This is a genomic window from Streptomyces sp. NPDC048600 (assembly GCF_055587025.1).
The window spans coordinates 13966-38942 of sequence record NZ_JBVJGZ010000024.1 but is presented as its reverse complement, the minus strand read 5'-3'; the positions used below and the strand labels follow the sequence as shown (position 1 = coordinate 38942).

At 72.5% G+C, this 24977-nt stretch carries 21 protein-coding genes and 1 pseudogene; 13 read left to right on the top strand and 9 right to left on the bottom strand.

What is annotated here, in order from left to right; all coding sequences use genetic code 11:
• Window positions 1-145 precede the first annotated feature (145 nt).
• The 7 genes and pseudogenes from ACZ6SQ_RS28050 (at window position 146) to ACZ6SQ_RS28020 (ending at window position 7700) form a co-directional block, all read left to right on the top strand.
• A complete protein-coding gene (locus ACZ6SQ_RS28050; RefSeq protein ID WP_469566780.1) occupies window positions 146-1327 on the top strand; it encodes an NAD(P)/FAD-dependent oxidoreductase in 1182 nt (393 codons plus the stop codon).
• Window positions 1328-1479: 152 nt separating this feature from the next.
• Complete coding sequence (locus ACZ6SQ_RS28045; protein WP_469566778.1) at window positions 1480-2454, top strand: RNA polymerase sigma-70 factor; 975 nt, start codon at window positions 1480-1482, stop codon at window positions 2452-2454.
• Window positions 2455-2630: 176 nt separating this feature from the next.
• The gene (locus ACZ6SQ_RS28040; protein WP_469566775.1) at window positions 2631-4106 is read left to right on the top strand and encodes an APC family permease; all 1476 of its coding nucleotides are present in this window, start codon (window positions 2631-2633) and stop codon (window positions 4104-4106) included.
• Window positions 4107-4158: 52 nt separating this feature from the next.
• A complete protein-coding gene (locus ACZ6SQ_RS28035) occupies window positions 4159-4878 on the top strand; it encodes a helix-turn-helix transcriptional regulator (RefSeq protein ID WP_469566773.1) in 720 nt (239 codons plus the stop codon).
• Window positions 4879-4909: 31 nt separating this feature from the next.
• Window positions 4910-5401: a DUF3291 domain-containing protein gene (locus tag ACZ6SQ_RS28030; RefSeq protein ID WP_469566772.1), complete on the top strand. Its 492-nt coding sequence runs from the start codon at window positions 4910-4912 to the stop codon at window positions 5399-5401.
• A gap of 114 nt (window positions 5402-5515) precedes the next feature.
• A complete protein-coding gene (locus ACZ6SQ_RS28025) occupies window positions 5516-6373 on the top strand; it encodes a GNAT family N-acetyltransferase (RefSeq protein ID WP_469566770.1) in 858 nt (285 codons plus the stop codon).
• Window positions 6374-6933: 560 nt separating this feature from the next.
• Window positions 6934-7700: pseudogene (locus tag ACZ6SQ_RS28020) on the top strand (TioE family transcriptional regulator).
• Here the strand turns inward: ACZ6SQ_RS28020 and ACZ6SQ_RS28015 are convergent.
• On the bottom strand, window positions 7690-8379 hold the full coding sequence (locus ACZ6SQ_RS28015; RefSeq protein WP_469566768.1) for a DUF4232 domain-containing protein: 690 nt from the start codon (window positions 8377-8379) through the stop codon (window positions 7690-7692). The pseudogene ACZ6SQ_RS28020 and the gene ACZ6SQ_RS28015 overlap by 11 nt on opposite strands.
• 205 nt (window positions 8380-8584) lie before the next feature.
• Window positions 8585-9283 (bottom strand): hypothetical protein, encoded by a 699-nt coding sequence (locus ACZ6SQ_RS28010; protein WP_469566766.1) that lies wholly within the window; start codon window positions 9281-9283, stop codon window positions 8585-8587.
• Between the two features lie 379 nt (window positions 9284-9662).
• On the opposite strand from ACZ6SQ_RS28010, the gene msrA reads away from it, so the two are divergent.
• Entirely contained in the window at window positions 9663-10172 is a 510-nt protein-coding gene (gene msrA / locus ACZ6SQ_RS28005; RefSeq protein ID WP_469566764.1) for a peptide-methionine (S)-S-oxide reductase MsrA, read from the top strand.
• Window positions 10173-10283: 111 nt separating this feature from the next.
• Here msrA and ACZ6SQ_RS28000 read toward each other — a convergent pair whose 3' ends face one another.
• Window positions 10284-11114 (bottom strand): DUF1206 domain-containing protein, encoded by an 831-nt coding sequence (locus ACZ6SQ_RS28000; RefSeq protein ID WP_469566762.1) that lies wholly within the window; start codon window positions 11112-11114, stop codon window positions 10284-10286.
• 233 nt (window positions 11115-11347) lie between these two features.
• Between ACZ6SQ_RS28000 and ACZ6SQ_RS27995 the strand changes: the two genes are divergently transcribed.
• Together ACZ6SQ_RS27995 and ACZ6SQ_RS27990 are read left to right on the top strand one after the other, a co-directional pair.
• Window positions 11348-11977: a DUF6518 family protein gene (locus ACZ6SQ_RS27995; RefSeq protein WP_469566760.1), complete on the top strand. Its 630-nt coding sequence runs from the start codon at window positions 11348-11350 to the stop codon at window positions 11975-11977.
• A 95-nt stretch (window positions 11978-12072) separates the two neighbouring features.
• On the top strand, window positions 12073-13809 hold the full coding sequence (locus ACZ6SQ_RS27990; RefSeq protein WP_469566758.1) for an alpha-glucosidase: 1737 nt from the start codon (window positions 12073-12075) through the stop codon (window positions 13807-13809).
• Between the two features lie 46 nt (window positions 13810-13855).
• On the opposite strand, the gene ACZ6SQ_RS27985 is transcribed toward ACZ6SQ_RS27990, so the two are convergent.
• The 5 genes from ACZ6SQ_RS27985 to ACZ6SQ_RS27965 all read right to left on the bottom strand — a co-directional run bounded on the left by ACZ6SQ_RS27985 (window position 13856) and on the right by ACZ6SQ_RS27965 (window position 19766).
• Window positions 13856-15073, bottom strand: a complete 1218-nt coding sequence (locus tag ACZ6SQ_RS27985) for a hypothetical protein (RefSeq protein ID WP_469566756.1) — start codon at window positions 15071-15073, stop codon at window positions 13856-13858.
• A gap of 6 nt (window positions 15074-15079) precedes the next feature.
• The gene (locus tag ACZ6SQ_RS27980) at window positions 15080-15685 is read right to left on the bottom strand and encodes a hypothetical protein (RefSeq protein WP_469566754.1); all 606 of its coding nucleotides are present in this window, start codon (window positions 15683-15685) and stop codon (window positions 15080-15082) included.
• Between the two features lie 204 nt (window positions 15686-15889).
• The gene (locus ACZ6SQ_RS27975) at window positions 15890-16243 is read right to left on the bottom strand and encodes a hypothetical protein (protein WP_469566753.1); all 354 of its coding nucleotides are present in this window, start codon (window positions 16241-16243) and stop codon (window positions 15890-15892) included.
• Window positions 16244-16433: 190 nt separating this feature from the next.
• Window positions 16434-18365: a hypothetical protein gene (locus ACZ6SQ_RS27970; protein WP_469566751.1), complete on the bottom strand. Its 1932-nt coding sequence runs from the start codon at window positions 18363-18365 to the stop codon at window positions 16434-16436.
• Window positions 18366-18476: 111 nt separating this feature from the next.
• Window positions 18477-19766 (bottom strand): MFS transporter, encoded by a 1290-nt coding sequence (locus ACZ6SQ_RS27965; RefSeq protein ID WP_469566749.1) that lies wholly within the window; start codon window positions 19764-19766, stop codon window positions 18477-18479.
• A 62-nt stretch (window positions 19767-19828) separates the two neighbouring features.
• Between ACZ6SQ_RS27965 and ACZ6SQ_RS27960 the strand changes: the two genes are divergently transcribed.
• From ACZ6SQ_RS27960 to ACZ6SQ_RS27950, 3 genes are all read left to right on the top strand, one after another.
• On the top strand, window positions 19829-20590 hold the full coding sequence (locus ACZ6SQ_RS27960) for a DeoR/GlpR family DNA-binding transcription regulator (protein WP_469566747.1): 762 nt from the start codon (window positions 19829-19831) through the stop codon (window positions 20588-20590).
• A gap of 191 nt (window positions 20591-20781) precedes the next feature.
• The gene (locus ACZ6SQ_RS27955) at window positions 20782-21993 is read left to right on the top strand and encodes a 4-hydroxybenzoate 3-monooxygenase (protein WP_469566745.1); all 1212 of its coding nucleotides are present in this window, start codon (window positions 20782-20784) and stop codon (window positions 21991-21993) included.
• Window positions 21994-22140: 147 nt separating this feature from the next.
• The gene (locus ACZ6SQ_RS27950; RefSeq protein WP_469566743.1) at window positions 22141-23880 is read left to right on the top strand and encodes a methyltransferase; all 1740 of its coding nucleotides are present in this window, start codon (window positions 22141-22143) and stop codon (window positions 23878-23880) included.
• Window positions 23881-23944: 64 nt separating this feature from the next.
• Here the strand turns inward: ACZ6SQ_RS27950 and ACZ6SQ_RS27945 are convergent, their stop codons facing one another.
• Window positions 23945-24841, bottom strand: a complete 897-nt coding sequence (locus ACZ6SQ_RS27945) for a squalene/phytoene synthase family protein (RefSeq protein WP_469566741.1) — start codon at window positions 24839-24841, stop codon at window positions 23945-23947.
• Window positions 24842-24977 lie beyond the last annotated feature (136 nt).

Genomic DNA, 24977 nt, shown 5'->3' with positions numbered 1-24977 from the left:
ACGGGGCCCGGCCGGGGGAGCCGGGCCATGAGCGTCAGGGCCGGTTCCGGAGTGTGACCGGCGTCACATCGAGGGCTGTCACGGATCGGCGCCCCGGTCTGTCCCATGGGCGACATCGCATCCACCCCAACCGTTGGAGCACACCATGAACGCCGTCGCACGCCACGAGATCGTCGTCCTCGGCGCCGGGTACACCGGCATGCTGGCCACCGCCCGGCTGGCCCACCGCACTCGTGGGCGGAAGGTGCGGATCACCCTGGTCAACCCGTCGGAGCGGTTCACCGAGCGGCTGCGCATGCACCAGATCGCCGCGGGCCAGACGCTGGCCGACCACCGCATTCCCGAGGTGCTCGCCGGTACCGGCGTGGAGTTCCGCCGCGCCGCGGCCGCGTCGATCGACCCCGAGGAGCGGCAGGTGACTCTCGACGACGGTGCGGTGCTGCGCTACGACACGCTCGTCTACGCGCTCGGCAGCGCCACCGACACCACCCGGGTGCCGGGCGTCGCCGAGCACGCCTGGACGCTGAACGACCCGCGGGCCGCGCACCGCTTCGCGGGGCGTGTGACCGAGCTGGCCGCGGCCGGCGGCACGGTCACCGTGGCCGGCGGCGGGCTCACCGGCATCGAGGCGGCCACCGAGATCGCCGAGAGCCACCCGGGTGTGACCGTCACCCTGATCAGCTCCACCGAACCCGGCGCGATGATGGGGGAGCGGGCCAGGGCGCACCTCACCCGCGCACTGGACCGGCTCGGCATCGTCCGCAGGACCGGTGAGCAGGTGACGAAGGTGCTGCCCGACGCGGTCCGGCTGAGCGGCGGTGAGCACCTGCGGTCCGACCTCACGCTCTGGACGGCGGGGGTGCGCGTGTCGCCGCTGGCCGCCGAGGCCGGCATCGTCACCGACGAGCGCGGCCTGATCGTCACCGACGCGACACTGCGTTCGGTCTCCCATCCGGAGATCTACGCCATCGGCGACGCGGCCGCGGTGCGGCAGGCGTGGGGCCGGATCCACGGCACCTGCCAGAGCGGGCTGCCCACCGCCACGTACGTGGCCGACGCCGTCACCCGCCGACTGCGCGGCAGGACGGTGAAGCCGTTCCGGTTCGGCTACTTCCACCAGCCGGTCAGCCTCGGCCGCAGGGACGCCGTCATCCAGTTCACCCACGCCGACGACACCCCGAAGCGCTGGTACCTGAAGGGGCGCGCGGCGGTCATGTACAAGGAGAGCGTGAGCGGCAGCCCGGTGCCGTTCATGAAGCTGAGCCGCAGGGTGAACGTCGTGGTGACCCTGTCGAAGGGCGGCCGGGCCACGCGCGCCAACGGCTGAGCCCGGGGTCCGGCGGCAGCACCGCATCGACCGAGCCCCCGGCGCGGCACCGGCCGAGCCGTCGGCAACACCCACGGCGCGAGCACCGCCCAGGCCCCGGAAGCACCCGAACACCCTTGCGCCCCCACCCGCCACCGAGAACGATGTGGATCATGGACAACGAACCCCGCCCGGCCGAGAGCGCCCCGCGGCCGGGCGCCCGTGCCACCGCCCGGCCGGCCGATCGCGTGACGGATCACGCGACCGACCCCGCGTCCGACCCCTTCATCGAACACCGCCGCCTGCTGTTCGGCACCGCCTACCAGATGCTGGGTACCGTCACCGATGCCGAGGACGTGCTGCAGGACACCTGGCTGAAGTGGCACGCCGTCGACCGGGACACCGTCCGGCACCCCAAGGCCTACCTGGTGCGCACCGTCACCAATCTGTCCCTGAACCGGCTCACCTCCGCACGGGCGACCCGCGAGACCTACGTCGGCCCCTGGCTCCCCGAACCCCTGCTCACCGCTCCCCACGCCGCCCAGGAGGCCGAGATGGCCGACACCGTCTCGACCGCCATGCTCGTCGTGCTGGAAACGCTGAGCCCGGCCGAACGCGCGGTCTTCGTCCTGCGCGAGGTCTTCGGGTACTCGCACGCCGAGATCGCCGGGTTCATCGACCGCCCCGAGCCGACGGTGCGTCAGATCGCGCACCGCGCTCGCAATCACGTGCAGTCCCGCCGCCCCCACGGTGACTCCGACGCGGCCGTGCGCGAGCGGGTCACGGAGAAGTTCCTCGCCGCGGCGAACGGCGGCGACCTCAACGCCCTGATGGAACTCCTCGCCCCGGACGTCACGTTGTGGAACGACGGCGGAGGCAAGGTCACCGCCGCCCGCCGCCCCCTGTACGGCCCCGACCACGTGGCCCGCTGGCTGCTCGGCGCGATGGCCAAGCCCAGCTCCGCCGGCGCCCGCACCGCATCGACGACCCTCAACGGCGAACTCGGCCTGATCGTCACCCTCGGCGACACCCCGATCGGCGCCCTGACGTACGACATCGTCGACGGCCACATCCGGCATCTGCGCTTCCAGGTCAACCCGGACAAGCTCGCCGGCCTGCAACGCGCCGCCGGAGAGGAGTCCGCCTGACGTCGAGGGAGCACCAGGCGCCCGCCCCTCAACGCCCTCGCCGGTACGTCCATCCGGGCACTCGGCCCCGTGTCCCGGCCGCTTGACCAGCGGTCGCGCGGCGGGACCGGGAAACTGGACCAGGTCGTTCCGCCGCGCCATCGGGGGCCGGTCCGGAGGGGCCGGACGGAGGCGAGATGACCGGGACGGCACAGGCTTCGGCGGGCGGGCAGGACGGCGAGGACTCCCTCGAGGCCGGGGGTTACCGGCAGGAGCTGAAACGGACCCTCGGATCGTTCCAGGTGTTCGCGATCTCGTTCGCGTTCATCTCGGTGGCCGTCGGGATCTTCGGGACCTTCGACGAGGTCCTGCGCACCGCGGGCCCGGTCGGCATCTGGCTGTGGCCGCTGGCGGCGGTGGGGCAGACCCTGGTGGCGCTGGTGGTGGCCCAGTTCGCCGCCCGTATCCCGCTCAGCGGCTCGTCGTACCAGTGGGCGTCGCGGCTGAGCAGTCCGCGGGTCGGCTGGTGGTTCGGCTGGCTGACGTTCTGCTATCTGGGGATCGCCGTGGTGGCGATCGACGACGCGCTGGCGAGCCAGGCGTTCATGCCGCTGTTCGACATGCGGCCCGACGAGGACGTCGCCCGCGGCATCACGCTGGTGGTGCTGCTCGTCCAGGCCCTGCTGGCCATCGCGTCCACGCGCCTGGTCAGCTGGATCAACTCGGCCGCCGTCGGGCTGGAGCTGGCGCTCGTCGTGGTGGTGGCGGTCGCGCTGGTGATCGTCGTGGCGGTCACCGACGACGGCTCCGCCGCCAACCTCGGCTCCCGTGGCGTCGCCGAGAACACCTCCGACTACTTCGCCATCGGCGGCGGCCTGATGCTGGCGATGATCATGGGGCTCGCCACGCTCGTCGGCTTCGACTCCGCCGCGAACCTCGCCGAGGAGGCCCGTGACCCCCACCGCAGCGTTCCCCGCGCGATCGTGGGCTCCGTCGTGGCGGCCGGGGCCCTCGGCATGCTCTTCCTGATCACGCTCACCGTGGCGATCGAGGACGTTCCGACCGTCACCGCCGACGGCTCACCGGTCGCGGCGATCATGCGCGAACGCCTGGGCTCCACCGCGGAGAGCGCCCTGCTGGTCCTGATCACCTTCGCGTTCTTCGGCGCCGGCATCGTGGTGATGGTCTCGTGCTCACGACTCGTCTACGCGATGGCGCGCGACGCGCGTTTCCCCGCGTACCGCCTCATGCGCCGGGTGGACTCCCGTACGCAGACGCCCATTCCGGCCACGCTCCTGATCCTCGCGCTGGGTGTCTTCCTGATGGTCACCCTGCCGGGCGACGCGCTGCTGGAGCTGATCACCGCCTCGACGATCCTCCCCGCCCTCATCTACGGCGCCACGATCGTGCTCTATCTGGCCGTACGCCGCCGGCTGGCCCGCAAGAAGGGCGCCTTCGACCTCGGCCGCTTCGAACTGCCCGTCGCCGTCGCCGCGTTGGTCTGGACGCTGTTCGCGCTGTTCGTGCTCGTGTCGCCGCGGGAGGCGTTGACGCCCGTCGTCATCGTGGGCGGCCTGATCGCCCTGGGAGCGCTGTTCTTCGCCGGCATGCTGATCTTCGACCGTCGGGCGCTGGACAGCGAGCCGGGGACCGAGGACGTGTTCGGGCGCTGAGGCGGACGGGCGGGCTTCTATCTCCAACCTGCGTTGTTCCTAGAATGGCCGGGTGAAGGACATCGACGCGATCGCGGCGCTCCAGGATCCGGTACGGCGCCGTCTGTACGAGTACGTGGCGGCCCAGGGCCGTGAGGTCGGCCGCAACGAGGCCGCAGAGGCGGCCGGGGTGGCGCGCACGCTCGCCGCGCACCATCTGGACCGGCTCACCGAGGCGGGACTGCTGGAGAGCGGCAGCCGCCGCCTCACGGGCCGCTCGGGGCCCGGCGCCGGCCGCCCCGCGAAGGTGTACACGCGGGCCCGCGCCGAGCGGACGGTGTCGCTGCCCGCCCGCGACTACCGTACGGCCGCCGAACTGCTCGCCGAGGCCGCCGAGGAGGCCGGCCTGGACGCCGGGCTCTGCGCGGCCGCACGCCGCCGGGGCGAGGCCCTGCGCGGTTCCGGGGAGCCGTGCGGCGGCCTCGAGGACGCGATGCGGATGCTGGCCGCCCGTGGCTACGAACCGCGTCTGGAAGGTGCCGAAGGGGCGGCCGGGGCGGGTGATCCGATCGTCGGTGCCGAAGGGGCGGCCGCGGTGGGCGAGCCCGTCGTCCGCATGCGCAACTGCCCGTTCCACGCCGTCGCCGAACGCTTCCCGCCCCTGGTGTGCGGGATGAATCTCGCGCTGCTGGAAGGGCTGCTGGGCACGGACGGCGCCGTCCGTGCCCGCATGGACGCCCGGCCGGGAGAGTGCTGTGTGGTGGTCGAGACTTCTAAAAACAACATTCATTGACATAGAAATCAGGGCGTGCTGGGATGGGGGCATGACCGCTGCCGCGCCCGCCGCGCACCTCGCCCAGATCAACGTCGCCACCCTCCGTCACCCGCTCGACGACCCGCGCATGGCGTCGTTCGTGGAACTGCTCGACCCGGTCAACGCCGCTGCCGACGGCACCCCCGGCTTCGTCTGGCGGCTCGCGGAGGACGGGCAGCCCGACGCCACGGGCATGCGGCCGGCGGGCGAGGACGTCATCGTGAACATGTCGGTGTGGGAGAGCCAGGAGGCCCTGTGGGACTTCACCTACCGCAGCGGGCACCTGGAGGTGATGCGGCGGCGCCGCGAGTGGTTCGAGCGGCACGTCGAGGCGCACCTGGTGCTCTGGTGGGTCCCAGCCGGTCACATCCCGACCGTCGGCGAGGCTCTGGGGCGCCTGGCGCACCTCCAGGCCCACGGCCCCTCGCCGCGGGCCTTCACCTTCGCCTCGTCCTACACGGCAGCCGAGGCCGCGGAAGCGGTCGAGACGCCCGCTCGCTGAACCACCCTCCCGGCAGGGGGAGTTCGCCAGGCCGCGCGAGCCGCGCCCCTGTGTCAGGGCACCGGTTGGGAAGCCGCCTTCCCCGCGGCCGAGGCCGTGAGAAATGATGAGGCGATGCGCGCGGACGACTGCCACCTGACCGAAGACCTCGACGACTTCCTCGCCGGAGCCGAAGCGTTCCTGCGCTCACGCCCCGCCCTGCACACCACACAGCTGACGACGGTCGAGAAGCTGCGCACCGAGGGCTCCGCCGCCTACGGCCCCGGACCCGTCCTGTACGGCCGGCTGGAGCAGGCGGGCGAGGTCACCGCCGCCTTCTACCGCCTCCCGGGCCGCGGCCTCAGCGTCACCGCGCTCACCCCCGAGCAGGCCGACACCCTGGCCGCCCGTCTGCTGTCCCTCGGCAACACCGTGCCCTACGTCAGCGCGGACCAGGACACGGCGGCCGCCTTCGCCGAAGCCTGGCGGCGGCGCACAGGCACGACGGCCGGCGTCCGCGTCCGGCTGCGCCTCCACCGCCTCGGCACCCTCACCCCGCAGGAGCCGTTCCCCGCGGGGCGGGGCCGGCGCCTGGGCGAGCGGGACCAAGAACACCTCATGCGCTGGTGCCGCGAGTTCGCCGCGGACGTCGGCGAGAACGTCACCATCGACGCCACCACCTGGTCCGGCACCCGCTTCGCCGAGAAGCGTTACACCTTCTGGGAGACCCCGGACGGCACGCCCGTCTCCATGGCGGGCGTGAACCCCATGGTCGGCGGCCAGATCCGGGTCGACCCCGTCTACACCCCGGCCCGCCTGCGCGGCCGCGGCTACGCGGGTGCCGTGACCGTCGAGGTCAGCCGTGCCGCGCTGGCCGCGGGCGCCACGGACGTCGTGCTGTTCACCAACGCGGCCAACCCCACCAGCAACGCCCTCTACCGGCGCCTCGGGTACGTCCCGATCGCCGACTTCGCGGTGTACGACTTCGCGTAGGGCCGCACCGGAGGCCGACAGGTCCCCGCGGGTGCGGCCCGCTCCGGCTCGGTGACGCCGTCAGCCCCTGCCGCAGCCCCCGAAATGTCCGCGACCCCGTACAGGGTCACCCCGCCGGCTCCGCCCTACGATCACCACGAAGGGGGTGGTCATATGGCCGAGGGCAGGCGTTCCTGGGCGGGGCTCGGGGGTTTGTTCGGGCGCGGGGCGCGGCGGCGGGGGTGCCGCTGAGCCGTTCGGGCGGCCGTGAAGTGGTCGGCTTCCAGGTGGAGTTGCGGGACACGGTCGGGGCCGGGTGGCAGGCCTGGGCCGAACCCGTCGACTCCATACCGGAGTTCACTGACAGCGTCCTCGGGCGCGGAGGCGACCTCGTACGCTACGTCGGCCCGGGCGGCCCGGCTGTGCTGCGGCACCGGGGGCGCGGCGACGTACGGCTGGTGGCATTGGACGACGACCTCGTCGAGTGGGCCGAGGCGGCGCGTGGCAAGGGCGACACCGACCTGCCCCTGCGCCTGCCGGGACCCGGCGTCTACCAGGTCCAGTCCCGCGGCAGCTGGGTCATCGAGGCCGGGGACGACGGTCAAGGGCGTGACCTGGCCCGCGCGCACGGTCTGTCCACCCAGGCGGTCAGGAACTACGAGGAGGCCGGAATCCTCCCCGCCGCCGCTCGCACGGCTACCGCACCTACACCGCCCTGCACGCGGCCGCCCTGCGTGCGTTCCTCGCCCTGCTGCCCGGCCACGGCCACCGGGCGGCGGCGTCGGTCATGCGGGCCGTGAACGAGGACGCGGTCGACGAGGCACTCCGTCTCATCGACGAGAGCCACGCCCAACTCCTCGACGACCGGCGGACCCTGCGGGCCGTGGAGGACGCTCTGCGCGACCTGGAGGCGGCCATGGCCGCGTCCGGGTCCGGCCCGGTGCCTGAGTCACCTCCGGCGTCCGGCCCGGGCAGCACCTTCATCGGTCTCCTGGCAGCCGGACTCGGCCTCCGGCCCGCGACCCTGCGCACCTGGGAGCGCGCCGGTCTGCTGCGACCCCGCCGCGATCCGCGCACCGGATACCGCGTCTACGACGAGGCCGACGTACGCGACGCCCGCCTGGCCCATCAGCTCAGGCGGGGCGGCCACCCGCTGGAACGCATCGCCCCGCTGCTCGCCCAGGTGCGGGCGGCCGGCGGACCGGACCCGCTGCAGGCCGCACTGCGCGACTGGCACGGCCGGCTGTCCGCCCGCGGACGGGCGATGCTGACCGGGGCGGCGGAGCTGGAGGACTACCTCCGCGAACGCGGCCGGGACGGGCGTCGGCGCGAGGGACTCAGTACGTGAGCGCGTCCTCGGCGGTGCCGAAGAAGGTGGTGACCTCGGGGTCGTTGACGTTGACGGGACCGCCGCCGATCGACACGGTCGCCGGGCTCTCGGCGGCCGTGAGGGCGATCTCCACCTTGTCGGCGCTCTTGCCGCCCGCGGTGTCGGCGTGCGAGAACAGGATGCCGGCGTAGGCGGTCTCACCGGTCTTGAGGATCCAGTCCTTGCCCTCGGGGCCCATGTGCCCGGCGGCCCCATCGAGCGTCGGGATGGTGAGCACCAGCTCGTTGGCCGGAAGCAGACAGGAGTCGGCGCTCTTGTTGGTCGCGGTCAGCAGCGCGTGGTTGACGGGCTTGGAGGCGACGGTGACCACATAGGTCAGGTCGGTCGTCTCGCACATGCCCACGCCGCCGTCCTGACCGTCGTCGGAGCCCGGCTCGGTCGGTGCGGAGGTGCCACCGCCGCCGGTCGAGCCCCCACCGGTCGTGTCACCGCCTCCCGTGCCACCGTCACCGGGGTCGGACGTCGACGGCGTCCCGGAGCCCTTGTCCGCGCCCGTGTCACCGGCGGCGGGCGAGCTCACCGAGGCGCTGGGCGCGGCCGCGTCGGTGTCACCCTCGCACGCGGTCAGGGCCACGAGGCCGAGCGAGACGGCGGCGAGTACGGCGGTGGTACGGCGTGAGCGAGCTGCGTAGGCCATGAGGTGCCCCCCGGGAGTCGGAACGTCCCGGTGATCGTGCCCTATGCGAGCGGGGATTTCACCAGCTCGGACGCACTGGGAGCCGTCTGCGCACAAGCCTGTGACACTGTGACGGGCCGGTGGCCCAGAAGCACGTGGTCGCCGTGCCTCTGGGCCGGCCCCGCGGTCGGCCGCCCTCGGCCGTCCCCTTCGGCCTGACGACTCGTCAGTCGGACTGCTGTGTGGCCTCTTCGGCCTGCGGGGCCTGCTCGGCCGGCTGCGCGGACTCGGCCGTGTCGGCGCTGTCGGGGGTGGTGTAGAAGACGGACGAGCCCTGCTTGCTGCGCTGAGCCTGGTTCCTGGCCACGAGCCCTTCGAGCGTGGAGCGCACGACGGTCACCTTGATGGTGCGCTCGGGCTGCGCCTTCTCCAGCGCGGCGGCGACCTCGGCGGCGGAACGCGGCTCGCTCTGCGCGGTCAGATGGTCGCGCACCAGGTCGACGAGCTTGGGCGCGGCCGACGCCGTCGCCGCTGCCTTGGCGGTGCTCTTCTTGGCGGTGCTCGCCTTGGTCTTCGGGCTCGCCTTCGCCGCTGTGCTGCTCGCGGAGGTGTCCTTCACCGCCGTGACCGCGGCCGGCTTCGTGGCCTTGGCCGTGCCAGGCCGCTTGCGCGAGCCCGCCGTGGCTTTCTTCTTCCGCTCGGTGGCGGCCGGAGCGGAAGCGGTCCTGCGGCGAGGTGTCGGCACCTTCGCGGCGGACTCGGGCGCGGACGGCGAGACCTTCTGCGAGTCCTCACCGAGCACCGACCGGAGGTTCACCAGAATCGTGTGCGCGCTGCGCAGGGCGGTCAACTGCGCCTGCAGAGACTCGATCTCACCACTGAGCCGCTCCTGCTCCTTGACGTTGCGCTCGAGGTCCTCTGCCACCTGCGCGCCGTACTGCGAAGCCACATCAGTGGTTCCAAGTAGCGATTCGGACATGCTGCTCCCACCTTTCCGGGCGCCACGGCCAGCGGTCGGTGAGCCCGAGACATATGCGATGTCTAACGCCATCGCTCTTCTTCCTGGTGCTGAATGAGCTGTACAAGTTACTACCGCACAGTCATGTGTCAGCGATAGTACGGATGACGACGTGGTCGCGCTCAGAGTCCTGGCCGATATCCCCCGTGGGTGTGGCCGACTGTTCTCGCGGACCGTGGCCGGACGCGGGCCCTGAGTGTGCGACTACGCTGGTGAGTGCTCGTCGAAATGTTCCGAACACCAGGTGCGGGCACGGACCGCCGTACCGCTGACAGTTGGAGTGCTCATGTCTGACCGGACCGCGAAAGCCGTGCTGGCAGGCGGCTGTTTCTGGGGGATGCAGGACCTCGTCCGCAAGCAGCCGGGCGTGGTCGCCACACGCGTCGGTTACACCGGGGGTGACACCCCGAACGCCACCTACCGCAACCACGGTGACCACGCGGAGGCGATCGAGGTGCTCTACGACCCGTCGGTCACCACCTACCGCGACCTGCTGGAGTTCTTCTTCCAGATCCACGACCCCACCACCAGGGACCGCCAGGGCAACGACATCGGCCGCAGCTACCGTTCCGCGATCTACTACACCGACGCCGAGCAGCAGCGTGAGGCGTTCGACACCATCGCCGACGTCGAGGCCAGCGGACTGTGGCCCGGCAAGGTGGTCACCGAGGTGGAGCCGGAAGGTGACTTCTGGGAGGCGGAGCCGGAGCACCAGGACTACCTGCTGCGCTACCCCGAGGGCTACACCTGCCACTTCCCGCGTCCCGGCTGGAGGCTGCCCCGGCGCGAGTCATGAACCGTGCCATGTGCGCGCGGGGTCGGGTACGGGCTTCGCGCCAAGGTGTGTGAGGGCGCGGCGCGGCCCCTTCTCCACGCGGCCCGGCAGCACGGGACGTGAGGGCCCGGCTCACACCTTGCGCCACGCGGCCTGGCCGAACGAGAACACGCCGAACAGCACGAGCCCGGCCGCCACGGCGATCAGCAGCCAGGGACCGGCCGGTGTGTGCGCGAACGAGCGGATGGTGTCGTCCATCCCCTTGGCCTCGGCCGGGTCGAACGTGAGGGCGGCCTTCACACCGAAGAATCCGACGGCGGCGATGACCAGTCCCCGGCCCACTCCGCCCGCGACACCTGTCACGTCCATGAAGCGCCGCTGCCGGTGCGACAGGCGGGACCACGCCAGGTGCTCGCGGTACTTCCGCAGCGCGGCACGGCCGCCGATCCACAGCCCCGCGCCCAGCACGGCTGCGGACACCGCCCCGGTCCACCAGGGCCCGCCCGGAAGCCCGAGCAGCCGGCCGGTGATGTCCTGGCTCTGCCGGTCGGTCTCGCCCGCGCCGCTGCCCCGGTAGCCCGCGGCGAAGGACAGCACGAGAAACGACGTCATGCCGTAGAAAGCGAACCTGACACCGGCCATCAGCCGCTTGCCCTTGCTGTCGCCTTTCGGCCCGGCGGCACCGAACAGCGCCTCCGACAGCCGCCACAGCGACATACCGGCCAGACCCGCGCCCAGGGCCCACAGGAGGACGGCTCCGAGCGGCGCCGAAGCGACCTCCGCCAGCGCTCCGCCCCGGTCGGCCTGCTCGCGCGCGCCCGTCAGACCGATGCGTACCGCGAGCACTCCTATGAGCAGGTAGAGAACACCCCGCCCCACGAAACCCGCCCGGGCGGCCACGCGTACGGCGTCCCCTCGGGCCGCGCGTCTCGCCGCGGCGGTCGGCCCACTGGTCACGGTCATGTGTGTCACTCCTCCCGGTTCGTCATCTCGACGGCTCGACCCTTCGGATCGACACCAAGGCCGACCCTTCGGATCGACACCAGAGCGGATGCCCCGAGTTCGTCTCCCGAATCAGGCCGTCACCGGCCATGGACAGCGCACGGGCACGGTGAGTGAGTGCCGGCGGACGCTCCGCCCAGGAGTGCCCGTCACGTATACACCGCGCGTATACGCAGTGAGTATAGTTCCGCGGCATGACTGCTGTGATCACGTCCCGCCGGGACACCCCTGCCCTGGTCCTCGCTGCGGCCGCCGCCTTCGGCCTGCTGCTCGGATCGGCGACGTACGGCCTGCACGGGACGGTCCCGTTCCTGGAGCGGGCCACCAACTCGGTGTCGACGTGGATCGTCTGGACCGCGGTGGCGGGTGCGCTGATCCGGCCTCGGACCCTGGCGGTCCTGTGCGGCCCGCTGATGATGCTGCTCGCCTGCGTCGGCTACTACGCGGCCTCCGCGCTCGGTGGCACCTTCGGCTCCGGCGGGCTCGGCACCGCCCTCGTGTGGGCGGCGGCGGGGCTGGCCGGGGGGCCGCTGCTGGGCTGGGCCGGGTGGACCGTGCGGCACGGGCACGGTGATGTACGGGCCGTGGCGGGGGCGGCCGTCGCGATGGTGATACTGGGAGAAGGGCTCTGGCTCGGGCTGTCCCTGCGCTACTGGGGCGAGGCGTCGGTCTTCCTCACCGCCGGCGTGCTGCTGACCGCGTACCTCACCGTCCACCTGGCACGCGCGGGCGTCGCCCGTTACTGGCTGTGCGCCGCGCTCGCCCCGGTGAACGCCCTCGCCTTCCACCTCGCCGAGAAGCTGGTCCTCGACAGCCTTCCTTGACGGGAGCGCGCGCTCGGCCGGGAGGACACCGCCGGACCTTGACTACCCTCGTCCTGAGGACACCCGGTTCCCGAGACCCACGATGAGGTTGTGACGTGCCCGAGAACGTGGCCGGACCCGCCGACTCCTGGTGGAGCGACGCGGTCGTCTACCAGATCTACCCCCGTAGCTTCGCCGACTCCGACGCGGACGGCGTCGGAGACCTCCAGGGCATCATCGAGCGACTCGACTACCTCGCCGAACTCCGCGTCGACGTGCTCTGGCTCTCGCCCGTCTACCCCTCGCCGCACGACGACAACGGCTACGACATCAGTGACTACCAGGACATCGACCCGTTGTTCGGCACCCTCGCCGACTTCGACCGGCTGCTGGCCGGTGTGCACGAGCGGGGCATGAAACTGGTGATGGACCTGGTCGTCAACCACACCAGCGACGAGCACTCCTGGTTCACCTCCTCCCGCGACGGCGGCCCCGCCGGGCCCCGGCGCGACTGGTACGTCTGGCGCCCGCCCCGCGAGGGCGTGCAGCCCGGCACGCCCGGCGCCGAGCCCAACAACTGGGGCTCGTTCTTCTCCGGCCCTGCCTGGGAGTACGACGAGGCGAGCGGCGAGTACTACCTGCACCTCTTCTCCCGCAAACAGCCCGACCTGAACTGGGACAACCCCGAGGTCCGGCAGGCCGTGTACGCGATGATGCGCTGGTGGCTGGACCGCGGGGTCGACGGCTTCCGCATGGACGTCATCAACCTCATCTCCAAGGCCCCGGGCCTGCCCGACGGACCGGTGCACGGCGGCAGCCGCCACGGCGACGGCAGCGCGCACTACATCTGCGGTCCGCGCGTCCACGACCACCTGGCCGAGATGCACCGCGAGGTGTTCGCGGGACGCACACGTCCCCTGCTGACCGTGGGCGAGATGCCCGGTGTCACCGTGGACGAGGCCAGGCTGTTCACCGACCCCGCCCGCCGCGAGGTCGACATGGTCTTCCAGTTCGAGCACGTCGGCCTCGACCAGGGCCCCGGCGGCAAGTTCGACGTCCGCCCGCTGCGGCTCACCGACCTCAAGGCCAGCCTCAGCCGCTGGCAGACCGGCCTGGGGGAGCGGGGCTGGAACAGCCTGTACTTCAGCAACCACGACCAGCCCCGGGTGGTCTCGCGCTTCGGCGACGACAGCCCCGCCCACCGCGACCGCTCCGCCAAGCTCATCGCCACGGTCCTGCATCTGCACCGCGGCACGCCGTACGTCTACCAGGGCGAGGAACTGGGCATGGCCAACGCCCCGTTCGCCTCGATCGACGACTTCCGCGACATCGAGTCACTCAACCACCACCGCGACCAGCTCGCCCTGGGCGCCGACGAGGCGGACGTACTCGAAGGCCTGCGGCAGCGCGGCCGCGACAACGCTCGCACCCCCATGCAGTGGGACGCCACCGAGCATGGCGGATTCACCACCGGCACCCCGTGGATCGCGGCCAACCCCGACCACACCCAGGTCAACGCCGAGGCCCAACTCGCCGACCCCGACTCGGTCCTCCACCACTACCGCCGCCTGATCGACCTGCGTCACACCGAACCCGCCGTCACCCACGGCGACTTCAGCCTGCTCCACCCCGACCACGAGCGGCTCTACGCCTTCACCCGCCACCACGCCGCGTCCGCCACCGAACTGCTGGTGCTCGCCAACTTCGGCGGGGACGAACTCACCGTCGAGCTGCCCGACGGCTGGGAACACGGCGACACACTCGTCACCAACGTCCCCGACCCCTCACCTCTCGCCGACCGCGTCACCCTGAGGCCGTGGGAGGCCCGAGTCCACCGCCGCCGCACCGCCTGACACCGACCCGGCCCGCAACGAGTCACCCGACCGAGACCTCACCGCGTCAGGGCGCGAGAGTCACCACGCCCACGAGCTCCGCCACGGCCGCACCCGCGACTGTCAGGACCCACAGAGTCATCAGGGCGACCGGCGGCACCAGCCGGCGCGACAGGCCAGGTACCTGTCCACGGGCCGCGAGCGCGGCCAGACGGAGCGCCTTCACCTCGGTGGGGTGCTTGTCCTGCAACGCCTGAAGGAAGTCGGTCAGTGTGGACGTCATGACGGTGTCCCGGCACGCCGTGGCGTCCGCGCGCAGTTCGTGGACGACCGGCACCAGTGCCGCCGCCCGCCGCACGGCGGTCATGCCCACCGCCGCCGTGACGGCGAACACCGCGAACAGAAGACCCTCACCGCCCTCCGCCGCGAGGACGGGGGCCGTGCCGAAGAACACCAGACCGGTGGCCACGCCCGGGCACACCGCGAGGAAGCGCAGCGCGACCGGGTCGTTGTGGCGGACATGGGCGATCTCGTGCAGCAGCTGCGCCGCCGCCTCCGGCCGTCTCCTGAGCTGCGAGCGCCACCGTTTCGGGATGAGTACGACGGTCTGCGGATCCAGGAGGTTCAGCCGGACCTGATGGGAGATGTGCCGCCAGGCGAGCGGCACGATCAGCAGCCCCAGGGCGACGAGAAGGCCGGTCGCCACCGACGGGCCGATCAGATCCGTGAGACTGTCCTCGAACACCGCCGCACCCACGCCGAGCACCGCGCCGACCGTGATCAGCGGCCGTCGGCGTACGGCACTCCAGTCGGACATCGCGAGGCTCAGGCGCCCGGGTGTCGGACGGGCCACATGGCGCGCCGCCAGATTCGCACGGTCGTCCCAGACGGTCATCGCCCGCACCTGCCGCGCGTCGACTCCCGCCGCCTCGAAGACCGCCCGGACCCGGTCCCACTTGTCGTCGGACCAGTCCACGGCGTCGATCGCGTCGCGCGGGTGACGATGCTCGAACGAGTGCCGCAGCCACGCCTGGTTGACCAGAACCAGTACCACGACGAAAGGCAGAGCGCCCATCGCGAGGACGACCAGGGCGACGGCCACAGGACCGGAGCCCGAGACCTCGGACCCCGCGACGGCCACGACGGACAGCGGGAACAGCGCGTACGGCGCGAGGAGCACGCCCCACGCGAGGCGGCGTGCCCGGCGCAGCAGCCGCAGTTGGGCCGAGCGGTCCACGGGCCGGGGGGCGACGGTGCCGGTGGCGCGGTCCTGCGCCTCCTCCATGGGACGTCAGGCCCGATCCGCTTGCCGGGACTCGCCGGCGGACCAGGCCTCGAGCTGCGAGCGGACGACGAGACGCAGTTCGTCGGTGTCGAGCTCCGGCGTCCCGGCGAAGTGGGCGGCGACCGCGTCGGCGATGGCGTCGGCGTCGGCGTCGGCGTTCGGTGCGAGGGCGTCGGACGTCGCGTCCGGCGTGCCGGGTGCCTCGTTCCCGGCCTGGTCGGCCCGGTCGGCCTGGTCGGCCCGGTCGTTGCAGCCGCCGGAGTCGGTGGGTTCGTCCTCGTCGGCCGTCTCCGGGCGGAACAGCCTCACGACGTAGGCGCCCGCCTCCCGGATGCCCCGCTCCAGGGCCATGTCCGTCGCGACGGACACGACCTTCAGCGCGATCTGACCGAGCAGGGTGAGGCCGATCCCGAGGAACACATGGGTGTCGGCGATGCCCGAGTCCGCCTCGTCGACGGGCCCCGAGTCCGCGCCGGGGATCCGTCCGCTCGCGCGCAGGTCCTCGGCGAACTCCTCGAACAGATCCTCGTGTTCCTCCGGTGCCACGACCCGGGCCGACGCGTCGACCATGAGCACGACCCGTTCCACGAGGACGTCGTCGGCGTTCCGCATGCTGCCCCCCACAGGCGTCTCACCGCCCTGCGGCGGTGTTCGTGGGGGAGCGTATCGTCGCGGACCCGGCTCGTTCACGGGAATGCGGCGGCCCGCCCGGACGACGGACAGAGCCGGACTCTGAGTCTGAGTCTGGAAGGGCGGGCTGGGGCCCCACCAGCCCTGCCGGTCCGGGTTCTCGTGCCGTCCGGGGCGTCGCAGGCCCTACGACAGGCCCTGCCGGTCGGGGTTCGTGACCCAGCGGAGGACGGAGTCGGTGATCGTGTCGCCGAGGGAGCTGATCGCGGCGATGGCGTCCTGGTCGCCCGGCCGGGGGGCGATGCCGCGTACGGTGAGCGCCGCGTGCAGGTCCAGCCGGCGCTGGTCCGCCGGGCTGACCGGGATGTTCAGACGCTGGGCCGGGTCCGGGGGAGGCAGCAGGAAGTCGCCGCCTCCGTCGTATCCGGCGAGGCCGAGAGTGTCTCCATCGGCCGGGTGGCCCGGGGACGAGTAGAGGTACGGGTCGCAGATCGGCCAGACGTCCGCGGTCGGGACGAGCGTGTCGCTGGCTGCGTTCACGGCGGTACTCCCTTGCTTGGTGTGCCTGTCTGCCCGTTGAGTCGCGTGGCCGGGGGTGCGTGGTTGCGCTGCTGTGCCACGATCCCTCGAATGACGCAATGGTGGGAATGTGTGCTTTGCGTGAGGCGGAGCATCGGATCCCGGTTCTCTTCCGCCCGCCGTCGGCCGGTCGGGCTCCGACGGGCCGGGCTCAGCCGGTGATTCCGGTGAGCGTCTCGCCCGTCGTCAGCCTCGCGGTCACCCGGGCCGCCGCGTCCTTCGGGGCGCGTACCGCGAGGGTGCGGCCGTCGCGGGAGGTGTTCACGTCCCCGGTGACCGTGAGCCCGGTGACGGCTCGGCTGCCTGCCGCGAGGACGTAGGAGTGGCCGGACGGTGAGCGCCAGGGAGCGGCGGTGGCCACATGCTGTCCGAAGCGGCTGCACGCGGCTGTCGAGCGCCGAGTGCCCGTCACCCGCACCGGTTCTCCGGCCGTGCGCAGCGTCAGTGTCACGTCTCCGGCGCCCCGCCAGGTGTCGGCCCGCGAGCAGGTCCACACCGCCGGGCCGCCGCCGTCGGGCAGCCGTTGCTCGGCGAAGTCCCAGGCGTTGACGGCGCTGACGCCGGTGCCGTGCAGCGAGCCGAGTCGGCAGCCGAGCCGGGACCAGGCCACCAGGGCGGCCGGGCCGGTCGCCTCGCGCGGCTGACGGGCGGGTGGTGTGCCGTGGCCGGGCGGCGGGGTGTAGGTGAGATGCACGGGAGACAGGTCGCCGGTCCCGGCCAGCAGGAAGCTGTGGTCCTCCACGATCCGTGCCGAGGAACGCAGTTGCAGCACCGTTCCTTCGGCGGGGCAGCCCGGGCTCGTGGGGATGACGCGCACGGGTTCCGTGACGCCGGACGGCGACATGCCCAGCGGACGGGCCGGGACGTCGGGGCGGAACAGGTCCCTGGTGGCGGCCTCCGCGACCCAGGGAGCGAGGAGATAGCGTGCCGCACCGTCCCGGACGTGGAGGGTGACCGCCGCCGCGCCGGTCACGTCGGCGTCGTCGGCGCGGGCGACGTCGAGCGTGTCCGTGCCGGCGTCAGGGCTCCCGACCGCCGCTCGCAGGGGCTCGCCGTAGCGCGCGAGGCGCAGTCCGTCGAAGAGCAGGACGAGGGCCCGGCCGGCGACCTCACCGGCGTACAGCAACTGCGGGGGCTGGGCCGGTGCGCCGTGCGCGGTGGCGGGAGCGTAGGCCGTGCGGGTGCCTTCGCGCGGGGCGGACCAGGCGGTCAGGGCCCGGTTCAGGAGGGCCTCGTCCCGCACGCGGCCTCCTCTGGGCGGCCAGGCGGTGAAGTCCACCCGCGAGGTGTCGGCCCAGGCGTCCGCCGGTGTGCGTGTGAGCTCGCCCGGTGCGACCACCGCGGTGCGAGCGGTGTCCGGGTCCGCCGGGCCGGTGCCCGCGGGCCGGGCCACGGCCAGCACCGCCCCGGTGACCAGGAGCGCCGCCCCCACGGCAGCCGCCAGCCGGCCGAGACGTCTGCGGCGCAGCAGATCGGTGGGGCCCGCCTGCATCGCGCAGGCGTCGAACAGCCGCGAACCGCCCCCGTCCGCCCCGGCGTCGAGACCGGCCGCTTCCCGAAGCGCGGCGTCCACGTCACCGGTGCCGGCCGCGCCGAGCAGTTCGCGGACCGCCGCCTCGGGCAGCCCGTCGAGCCGCCGCAGGGCGAAGGCCGCCCGGCCCGGCGCGGAGAGCTCGGCCAGGGCGGGGGCCAGCGCCGACTCCTGCGCCCCACCCGAGCTCGGGAACAGCCGCAGCCCCACCACGAAGGGCAGCCGGGGGAGCCGTGCCCCGCGCCGGGCATGGGCCAGGGCGTCGCGCACCACCCGGACGCGCAGCCGCCGCAGGGCCTCGTCGGCCGGGCTCGTGGCACGGCGCGGCGCGGGCACAGCCGGGCCGTGGCGTGCCACGGGGCCGCCGGGCAGGGCGCGTTGCACGATGCCGTGTGCCACCAGGACCCGGCGATGGCGGCCCATCGAGGCGGGCAGGACCAGATGAGCGAGCCGTACGAGGGCGGCGTACTGCTCGACCAGAATCGATTCGGCATGCAGCACCGCCGGGGCGGCCGAGGTGCCGGCCTGCCGACGGAACGAGAGAAGGGGCATGGAGTGCGTGCCTTCCGGGCCCGATGACGAGATGCTCTTGCGTTGCGTCAAACGAGTGAAGGGAAGGACGGTCACTCGTACGGCCCACGTGCCCCGCGCGACCCCGCCCGGTCAGTGAGTGCTCCCCGCCGTTTCCCGCGCACGGTCGGGGCCGGTCCGCAGGACTCCGGCGCTCGCGGCGGTGACCGCGCACAGCAGCGTCAGCAGCAGGAACGTGTGGTTCAGTGCCGTGACGTGGGTCAGCCAGCCGATGACGGCGGGCCCGGCCAGCATGCCGAGGTAGCCGAGTCCGGCGACCCGCGAGACATTGGTCCCGGCCGCGGCGGGGTCGGCGTGCCCCGCCGCGCTGAACAGCTGGGGTATGCAGCCGGACAGCCCCAGGCCGAACAGGGCCCATCCCACGAACGCCGCCCAGACCCACGGCGAGACGGCGGCGACGGTGATGCCGACGGCGGCGGTGACCGAGCCGTACCGCAGGATGGCCACCGGGCCGAACCGGGCCGAGACGCGGTCGGCCAGAAGCCGGCCGATGGTCATCGTCGCCGCGTACGTGCCGTAGGCGAAGGCGGCGACGCCCGCGGGCGTGCCGAGGACGCTCTTGAGGTGCAGGGCGCTCCAGTCGTTGGCCGCTCCCTCGCACAGCATGATCATCAGCGCGAGGACGGCGAGAATCCAGATGCGCCCCGGGGCGGGCCGCCGCTTCGCACCCGGACGCCCGTCGTCCTCCGCGGCGCCGGCATCCGACTCCGCGGCGGCGGCATGCGTCTCCGCAATGGCGGTGTCCGTGCGCACGACGGCCGTGTCGGCCTCCGGCGGGCCCGGCAGCAGCGCCCGCGCCGGGACCAGGGCGATCACGGTCCCCACGGCCGCCGCGGCGCCGAGCGTCTCTGCGGGACCCGCACCGGCACTCGCGGCACCCGCGCCGGCCAGCGCGGCGATGACGCCACCCACGGAGAACGTGGCGTGGAAGGCCGACATCACGGGCCGCCGGTACGCCTTCTCCACGTGGACGGCATGGGCGTTCATGCTCGCGTCCAGGCAGCCGTTGCCGAAGCCGAAGAGCAGCAGCGCGCCCGCCAGCGTCCAGGGGCCGGGTGAGAGGCCGGGCAGCACCAGGGTCGCGCTGCACAGAGCGCCGGCGGCGGGCACCACGACCCGTGTGCCGTGGCGGTCGGCCAGCCGGCCCGCGACCTGCATACCGGCGAAGGCCCCGGCTCCGAGCAGTACCAGAAAGCCCCCGAGGGTCGCGTGACTGATGTCCACGCGGTCCTCGATCGCGGGGATCTGCACCACCCACAGGCCCAGCAGGGTGCCGTTGAGGATGAAGTAGGCGAAGGTCGCCACACGGGCGGCTCGCAGCGTTGGGTTGTTCACGCCGCCACCATAACGAACAAGTTCCATGTTCGAACAGCGTGACTTCGAACAGATTGAACGATCATTGTGGGGGGTGTTTCAATCGCGGTATGAGCAACGCAGACCGTCACCGGCTGATCGCGCAGGCCGTCAGGGACTCGGGCAGCGTCACCGTCCTGGAACTGGCCGAACTGACCGGCGCCTCGGAGATGACCATCCGGCGCGACCTCGACACGCTGGCGGCGCAGGGCGTACTCGAACGCGTCCGGGGCGGGGCGCGCACCGTGCTGCTCCGGGGCGAGGAACCGCCCTTCGCGCTACGCGCCCACGAGGCCGTCGACGCCAAGCGGCGTATCGCCGCCGAGGTGGCCGCGCTCATCGGCGACGGTGAGACGGTCCTCCTGGACAGTGGCACCACCTGCCTCGAGGTCGCCCGTCTGCTGCGCGGGCGGCCGGTCACCGTGATGCCGCTGTCCCTCCAGGCCATCCGCGTCCTGGGCGACTCGCCGACCCCGACCACGCTCCTGGTGCCCGGCGGGCAGCCCCGCGCGGCCGAGGGCGCCCTGACGGGACCCCTCACCCTCGCGTCCCTCTCCGCTCTGCGGTTCGACACCGCCGTACTCGGCTGCTGCGGCCTGACCGCGGCGGACGGCCTGACCGCCTACGACCTCGACGACGCCGCGGTGAAGAAGGCGATCATCGCCTCCAGCCGCCGCAGCATCGCCGCCGCGGACGGCAGCAAGCTCGGCCACACCGCCCACGCCCACGTCGGCCCGTCCACCCTCCTCCACACCCTCGTCACCGACACCACGGCACCCCCGGACGAGGTGGCCGCCTTCGAAGGCCTGGGGACGGTGGTGAAGACGGTCTGACGCGGCCGGGGGAGGTCTCGGGAGGCCGTCGCGGACGTGTGGCACGGCTGACGGCTCACGTGGCCGACCGGGCGCCCGGGGTGGCGACGCCATGCCTCAACTGACCGGCGGAGAAGTCGTTTTTCATCAGACGGGGCATTCGGGTGATCTTCGGCGATCCATCCGGTAATCGATGCTTATGATCCACCGTTGTGACAGAGAGTCAGTACGCCCAGGTCGCCCAGGACTCAGCCGACGTGGTCATCATCGGTGCCGGTCCGGCCGGGCTGGTCCTCGGAAACCTCCTCCAGCGCGACGGGGTCGACTGTGTCGTCCTGGAACGCGCCGCGAGCGCGCACATCCGGAACCGGGCACGGGCCGGCTACCTCGCCGCGCACACCGTGCGCGTCCTGGAGCGGCACGGCCTGGACGAGGGGATCCGGCTGCGGGGACAGGAGCACAGCGTCTGCGAGTTCCGTACCGGGGACGGCCGATTCCGCCTGGACTACCGGTACTTGGGCCGGGGTGAGACACACACCGTGCATCCGCAGCACGAGTTGGTCTCCGATCTGCTGGCGTGCTTCGTCGCGGCCGGAGGGCGCATTCGTTTCGGCACCGAAGCGGTCGCCGTGCGTGGTGCGGACGGCCCGGCACCCTCGGTGACGGTACGTGAGGAGGACGGGCGTCCCGCACGCTGGCGGGCCCGGTTCGTCGCCGCCTGCGACGGCCGGCACGGGGTGGGGCGGCGCTCGCTGCCACCGGGCGCGGTACGCCGTCATCGCCGCGACCACGGAGTGACCTGGCTCGGCCTGCTCGCCGAGGCGCCCCCGAGTCTGGACGCCGTGGGCTACGCCGTCCACCCGCACGGATTCGCCGGGCACATGGCCCGCTCCGCCGAGATCACCCGCTACTACCTGCAGTGCGCGCGGGGAACCCTGGCCGACGAGTGGAGCGACGAGCGGATCTGGGACGAACTCGCCCTGCGTATGCGGGCATCCGAGTACGGTCCCCTGGTCAGGGGCCGGGTCGTGCAGCGTGCGGTCGTCGACCTCGAATCCGATGTGCTCGAACCGCTGCGGTACGGGTCGCTGTTCCTGGTGGGCGATGCCGCGGGCCTGATCAGCCCGTCCGCGGCCAAGGGCGCCAACCTCGCGGTGCTGGAGGCCGAGATCCTGGCCGGCGCCCTGACCGACGCGCTCACCCGGCACGACCTCGAACCGCTCGCCCGCTATTCGGAGCGATGCCTGGAACATATCTGGCGTGCGCAGGAGTTCTCGCACTGGATGATCCGCCTGCTGCACGGAACGCAGGATCCCGAGGAGTCCTCGCACTTCCAGGAGCGCCTGCGCCGCTCCCGCATGGCATCGCTGCGCGACTCGCGCACCCACCAGGACTGGTTCGCCGAGAACTACGTCGGCGTCTGACGCGCGCGACCACCCTTCACTGCTCCCCTTCCTCCGCCCCTGGCCCGCCCGGGGCCGCGCATGCCCGTGCGCGCCCGCGCACTTGCCTGCCCCGACCCGCGCACCTTTCTCCTTCGATACGGACCTGGAATGCACTGCGAGGTTTCCTTGACGACGCCCACGACGCCCACGACGACCGCGACGAGCATCGCCCCGAACGAGGCCGACGACGCGACACGGCTGAGCACCACGGCCGCGTTCGTCCGAGAGCAGGACACCGCCGTCCTGCTCTCCCGTGTACTGCCCGGCCTCGACGGCCCCGAACTGCGGGCCCTTACGGACCGGTGCCGCTTCGCACATGCCGCGGTGCTGGTCTTCCCGCCCGACGAACACACACTGCGGAAGCGACTCGCCGCGTGCGGGCTGAACGCCGACGCGGTGGCTCAGCCCAGTGTCGTCGTCCGTGAACGCCTCGCCGCCCGTCACGGGCGGGCTGCCGCTGATCTTGACGTAAGGATTCTCCGCCCCACGCTGTCCGGCCCCGGCGGGGAACGGCGGGCGGTGGAGGTGTTCGCGCTCACCGTTCCGCCGGGTTCCGGGCTGGCCGGGATCGCCGCCCTCGAACGCCGACGGGACCACGAGGCGCACCTCGCCTTCGAGGTGACGCGGCCCGATCCGCTGGTGCTGCGCGGGCTGTTGGCGAGCTTCGTTCGGCTGGGCGCGGCGGCCGACGGCGGCGGCTACAACCCGCACGAGGACGGCACGGTGTTCTACTTCACCGCGCCTCCCGGCACCAAGACGCCGTACCGGCGACTGGAGTTGTACGCGAGCGGCGATCACCGTGACGTGCTGGCGGAGCACCTCGCCTCGCGGCAGGAGGAACAGCGGTCAGCGGAAACGCTCCTGCGGCTGCTCACCGGTGCCTGGACCACACAGGCCCTGGCGACGTGCGCCCAACTGCGGCTGCCGGAGGCCATCGACGAGCACCCCGGCGCGGACATCGACGTCCTTGCGGAGGCCGTCGGGGCCCACCGGGACAGCCTGGCGACGCTGTTGAGGTATCTCGCCATGGTGGGTGTGGTGTCGAGGACCTCGCAGGGCCTTCGTCTCACCCGTGTCGGTGAGCTGCTGACCGCGCGGGCGCGTGGCTCGATGCGGCCCCTGGCGCTGATGTACGGCGGCCCGTTCTACCAGTCCTTCGCCCACCTGGTGCACACCGTGCGCACCGGGCAGCCCGGCTTCGAGCACCTCTACGGCGAGAACCACTTCGACCACTTCGCCCGCGATCCCGAACTGGCCACCCTGTTCGACGCCTCCATGGTGTCCAGCGCCCCCATCTTCGACGGGCTTCCCGCCCACCCGGTCCTCACCGCCGCGGCCTCCGCGGCCGGAGTACCGGGCGCCCGCGCGCGCACCGTCGTCGACATCGCCGGCGGCACCGGAGAACTCCTGCTCCGCGTTCTGACGGCCCACCCCACCCTGCGAGGCGTCCTCCTCGAACGCCCTCAGGTCCTCGCCGCGGGCCGCACCCGCCTCGCCGCCACCGCCGCCGAGGGCCGCTGCGACTACCGCCCCGGCGACTTCGCCGACGTACCCCCGGACGGTGACGTCTATCTGCTCTCCCGCGTCCTGCACGACTGGGACGACGACCGCTGCCGGAGCATCCTGCGTCACTGCGCCGACGCCATGCCGGCACACGCCGACCTCCTCGTCGTGGAACGCCTGCTGCCGGCCGACGCGACCCCGTCCCTCGCCACCGCGTGGGACCTCCACATGATGTGCAACACGGGCGGCCGCGAGCGCACCGCGGACCATTACGCCCGGCTGCTGGGCGAGTGCGGTCTCCAACTGCTCGGCCACACACCGCTCTCCCTCGGCGCCTCCACACTGCACGTCCGCAGGGCCTGACGTCCCGGTGAACGCCGGGCCCTGGGCCCTCGGGTGCACTCCCGGCCGCCGACTCGCTCTCAGGTCAGGCACTCCGCCGGGCGCGCAGCAGGGTTCGCAGGACGCCGGTCAGCGGTGGCCCGGCCGAACCGCTCAGCAGCCCGGCGCCACGGGCGAGGGCCGCGTCCGCGGTGAGCAGTTCGATGTCGACCACAGCTGTCAGCAGGGACCGGCAGGGGGTGGCGGCCAGGGTCGCCACCTCCCTGGCCGCGTGCAGGGACGCACGGGCCGTGGCTACCTGATGGATAATCAGTTCTCGCACGGCTTCACTCCTGTGGCCCGTCGCGAGGTCCTGCGCGGTCAGGCCGAAGCGGCGGAGGGTCTCCTCCGGGATGCCGAGGTGGTCCTCACGCAGGTCCTCGGCGAGGTCGTTGACGAAGTCCAGCCGCTGACTTCCGTCGATGAGTGTGCGGCAGGCCGTACGGAACCCCGCGTCGTCGCCCTGCGGCCCCAGCAAGGCGCCGATCAGCATGAAGGCGGGGACCGAGTAGGCGTCGAGGTACGCCCGGTATTCGTCCTCGGTGGCGAAGCCCGTGAACTCCAACTCGGCAACCGCGGTGGGGAGATAGGCCTCCACGGCCGTCCGGAGCCGCGGATGGGCCGAGGCCGTGTGCAGCAGCGCGCGGATCAGCGGGTCGTCGCACCGGCCCGAGTCCAGGGCCTTGCGCACCCGTTGCTCCCAGTCCGCCCACGCGCTGATCCGCTGCGGCTTCGGGCCGGTGTCCAGGAGATTGTCCCCGTGGTGCATGAACGCGGTGGCGGTCACGACATGGGGCTGTACACCGGGCGGCAACAGCAGCCGCGCCGCGATGTAGGAGCTGCGGCGGTAGCGCCTGACCAGGGCACGTTGGGCGCCGTAGGCCTCGCGCAACTCCGGCTCACGGATTCCCGCGGCGTCCAGACAGCGGCTCCATGTGGTCATGTGGTGATCCTATGTGCCGTGCGGGAAGCACACGTGTGCGCCGTGTCCACCGTGTCCGCTGTCCCGCTCTCGTCGGCCGCGCCCGGCGGGCGGTGCGACGCCTCGCATGACCGGCCGTCTTCTCGCGTTCACCTCG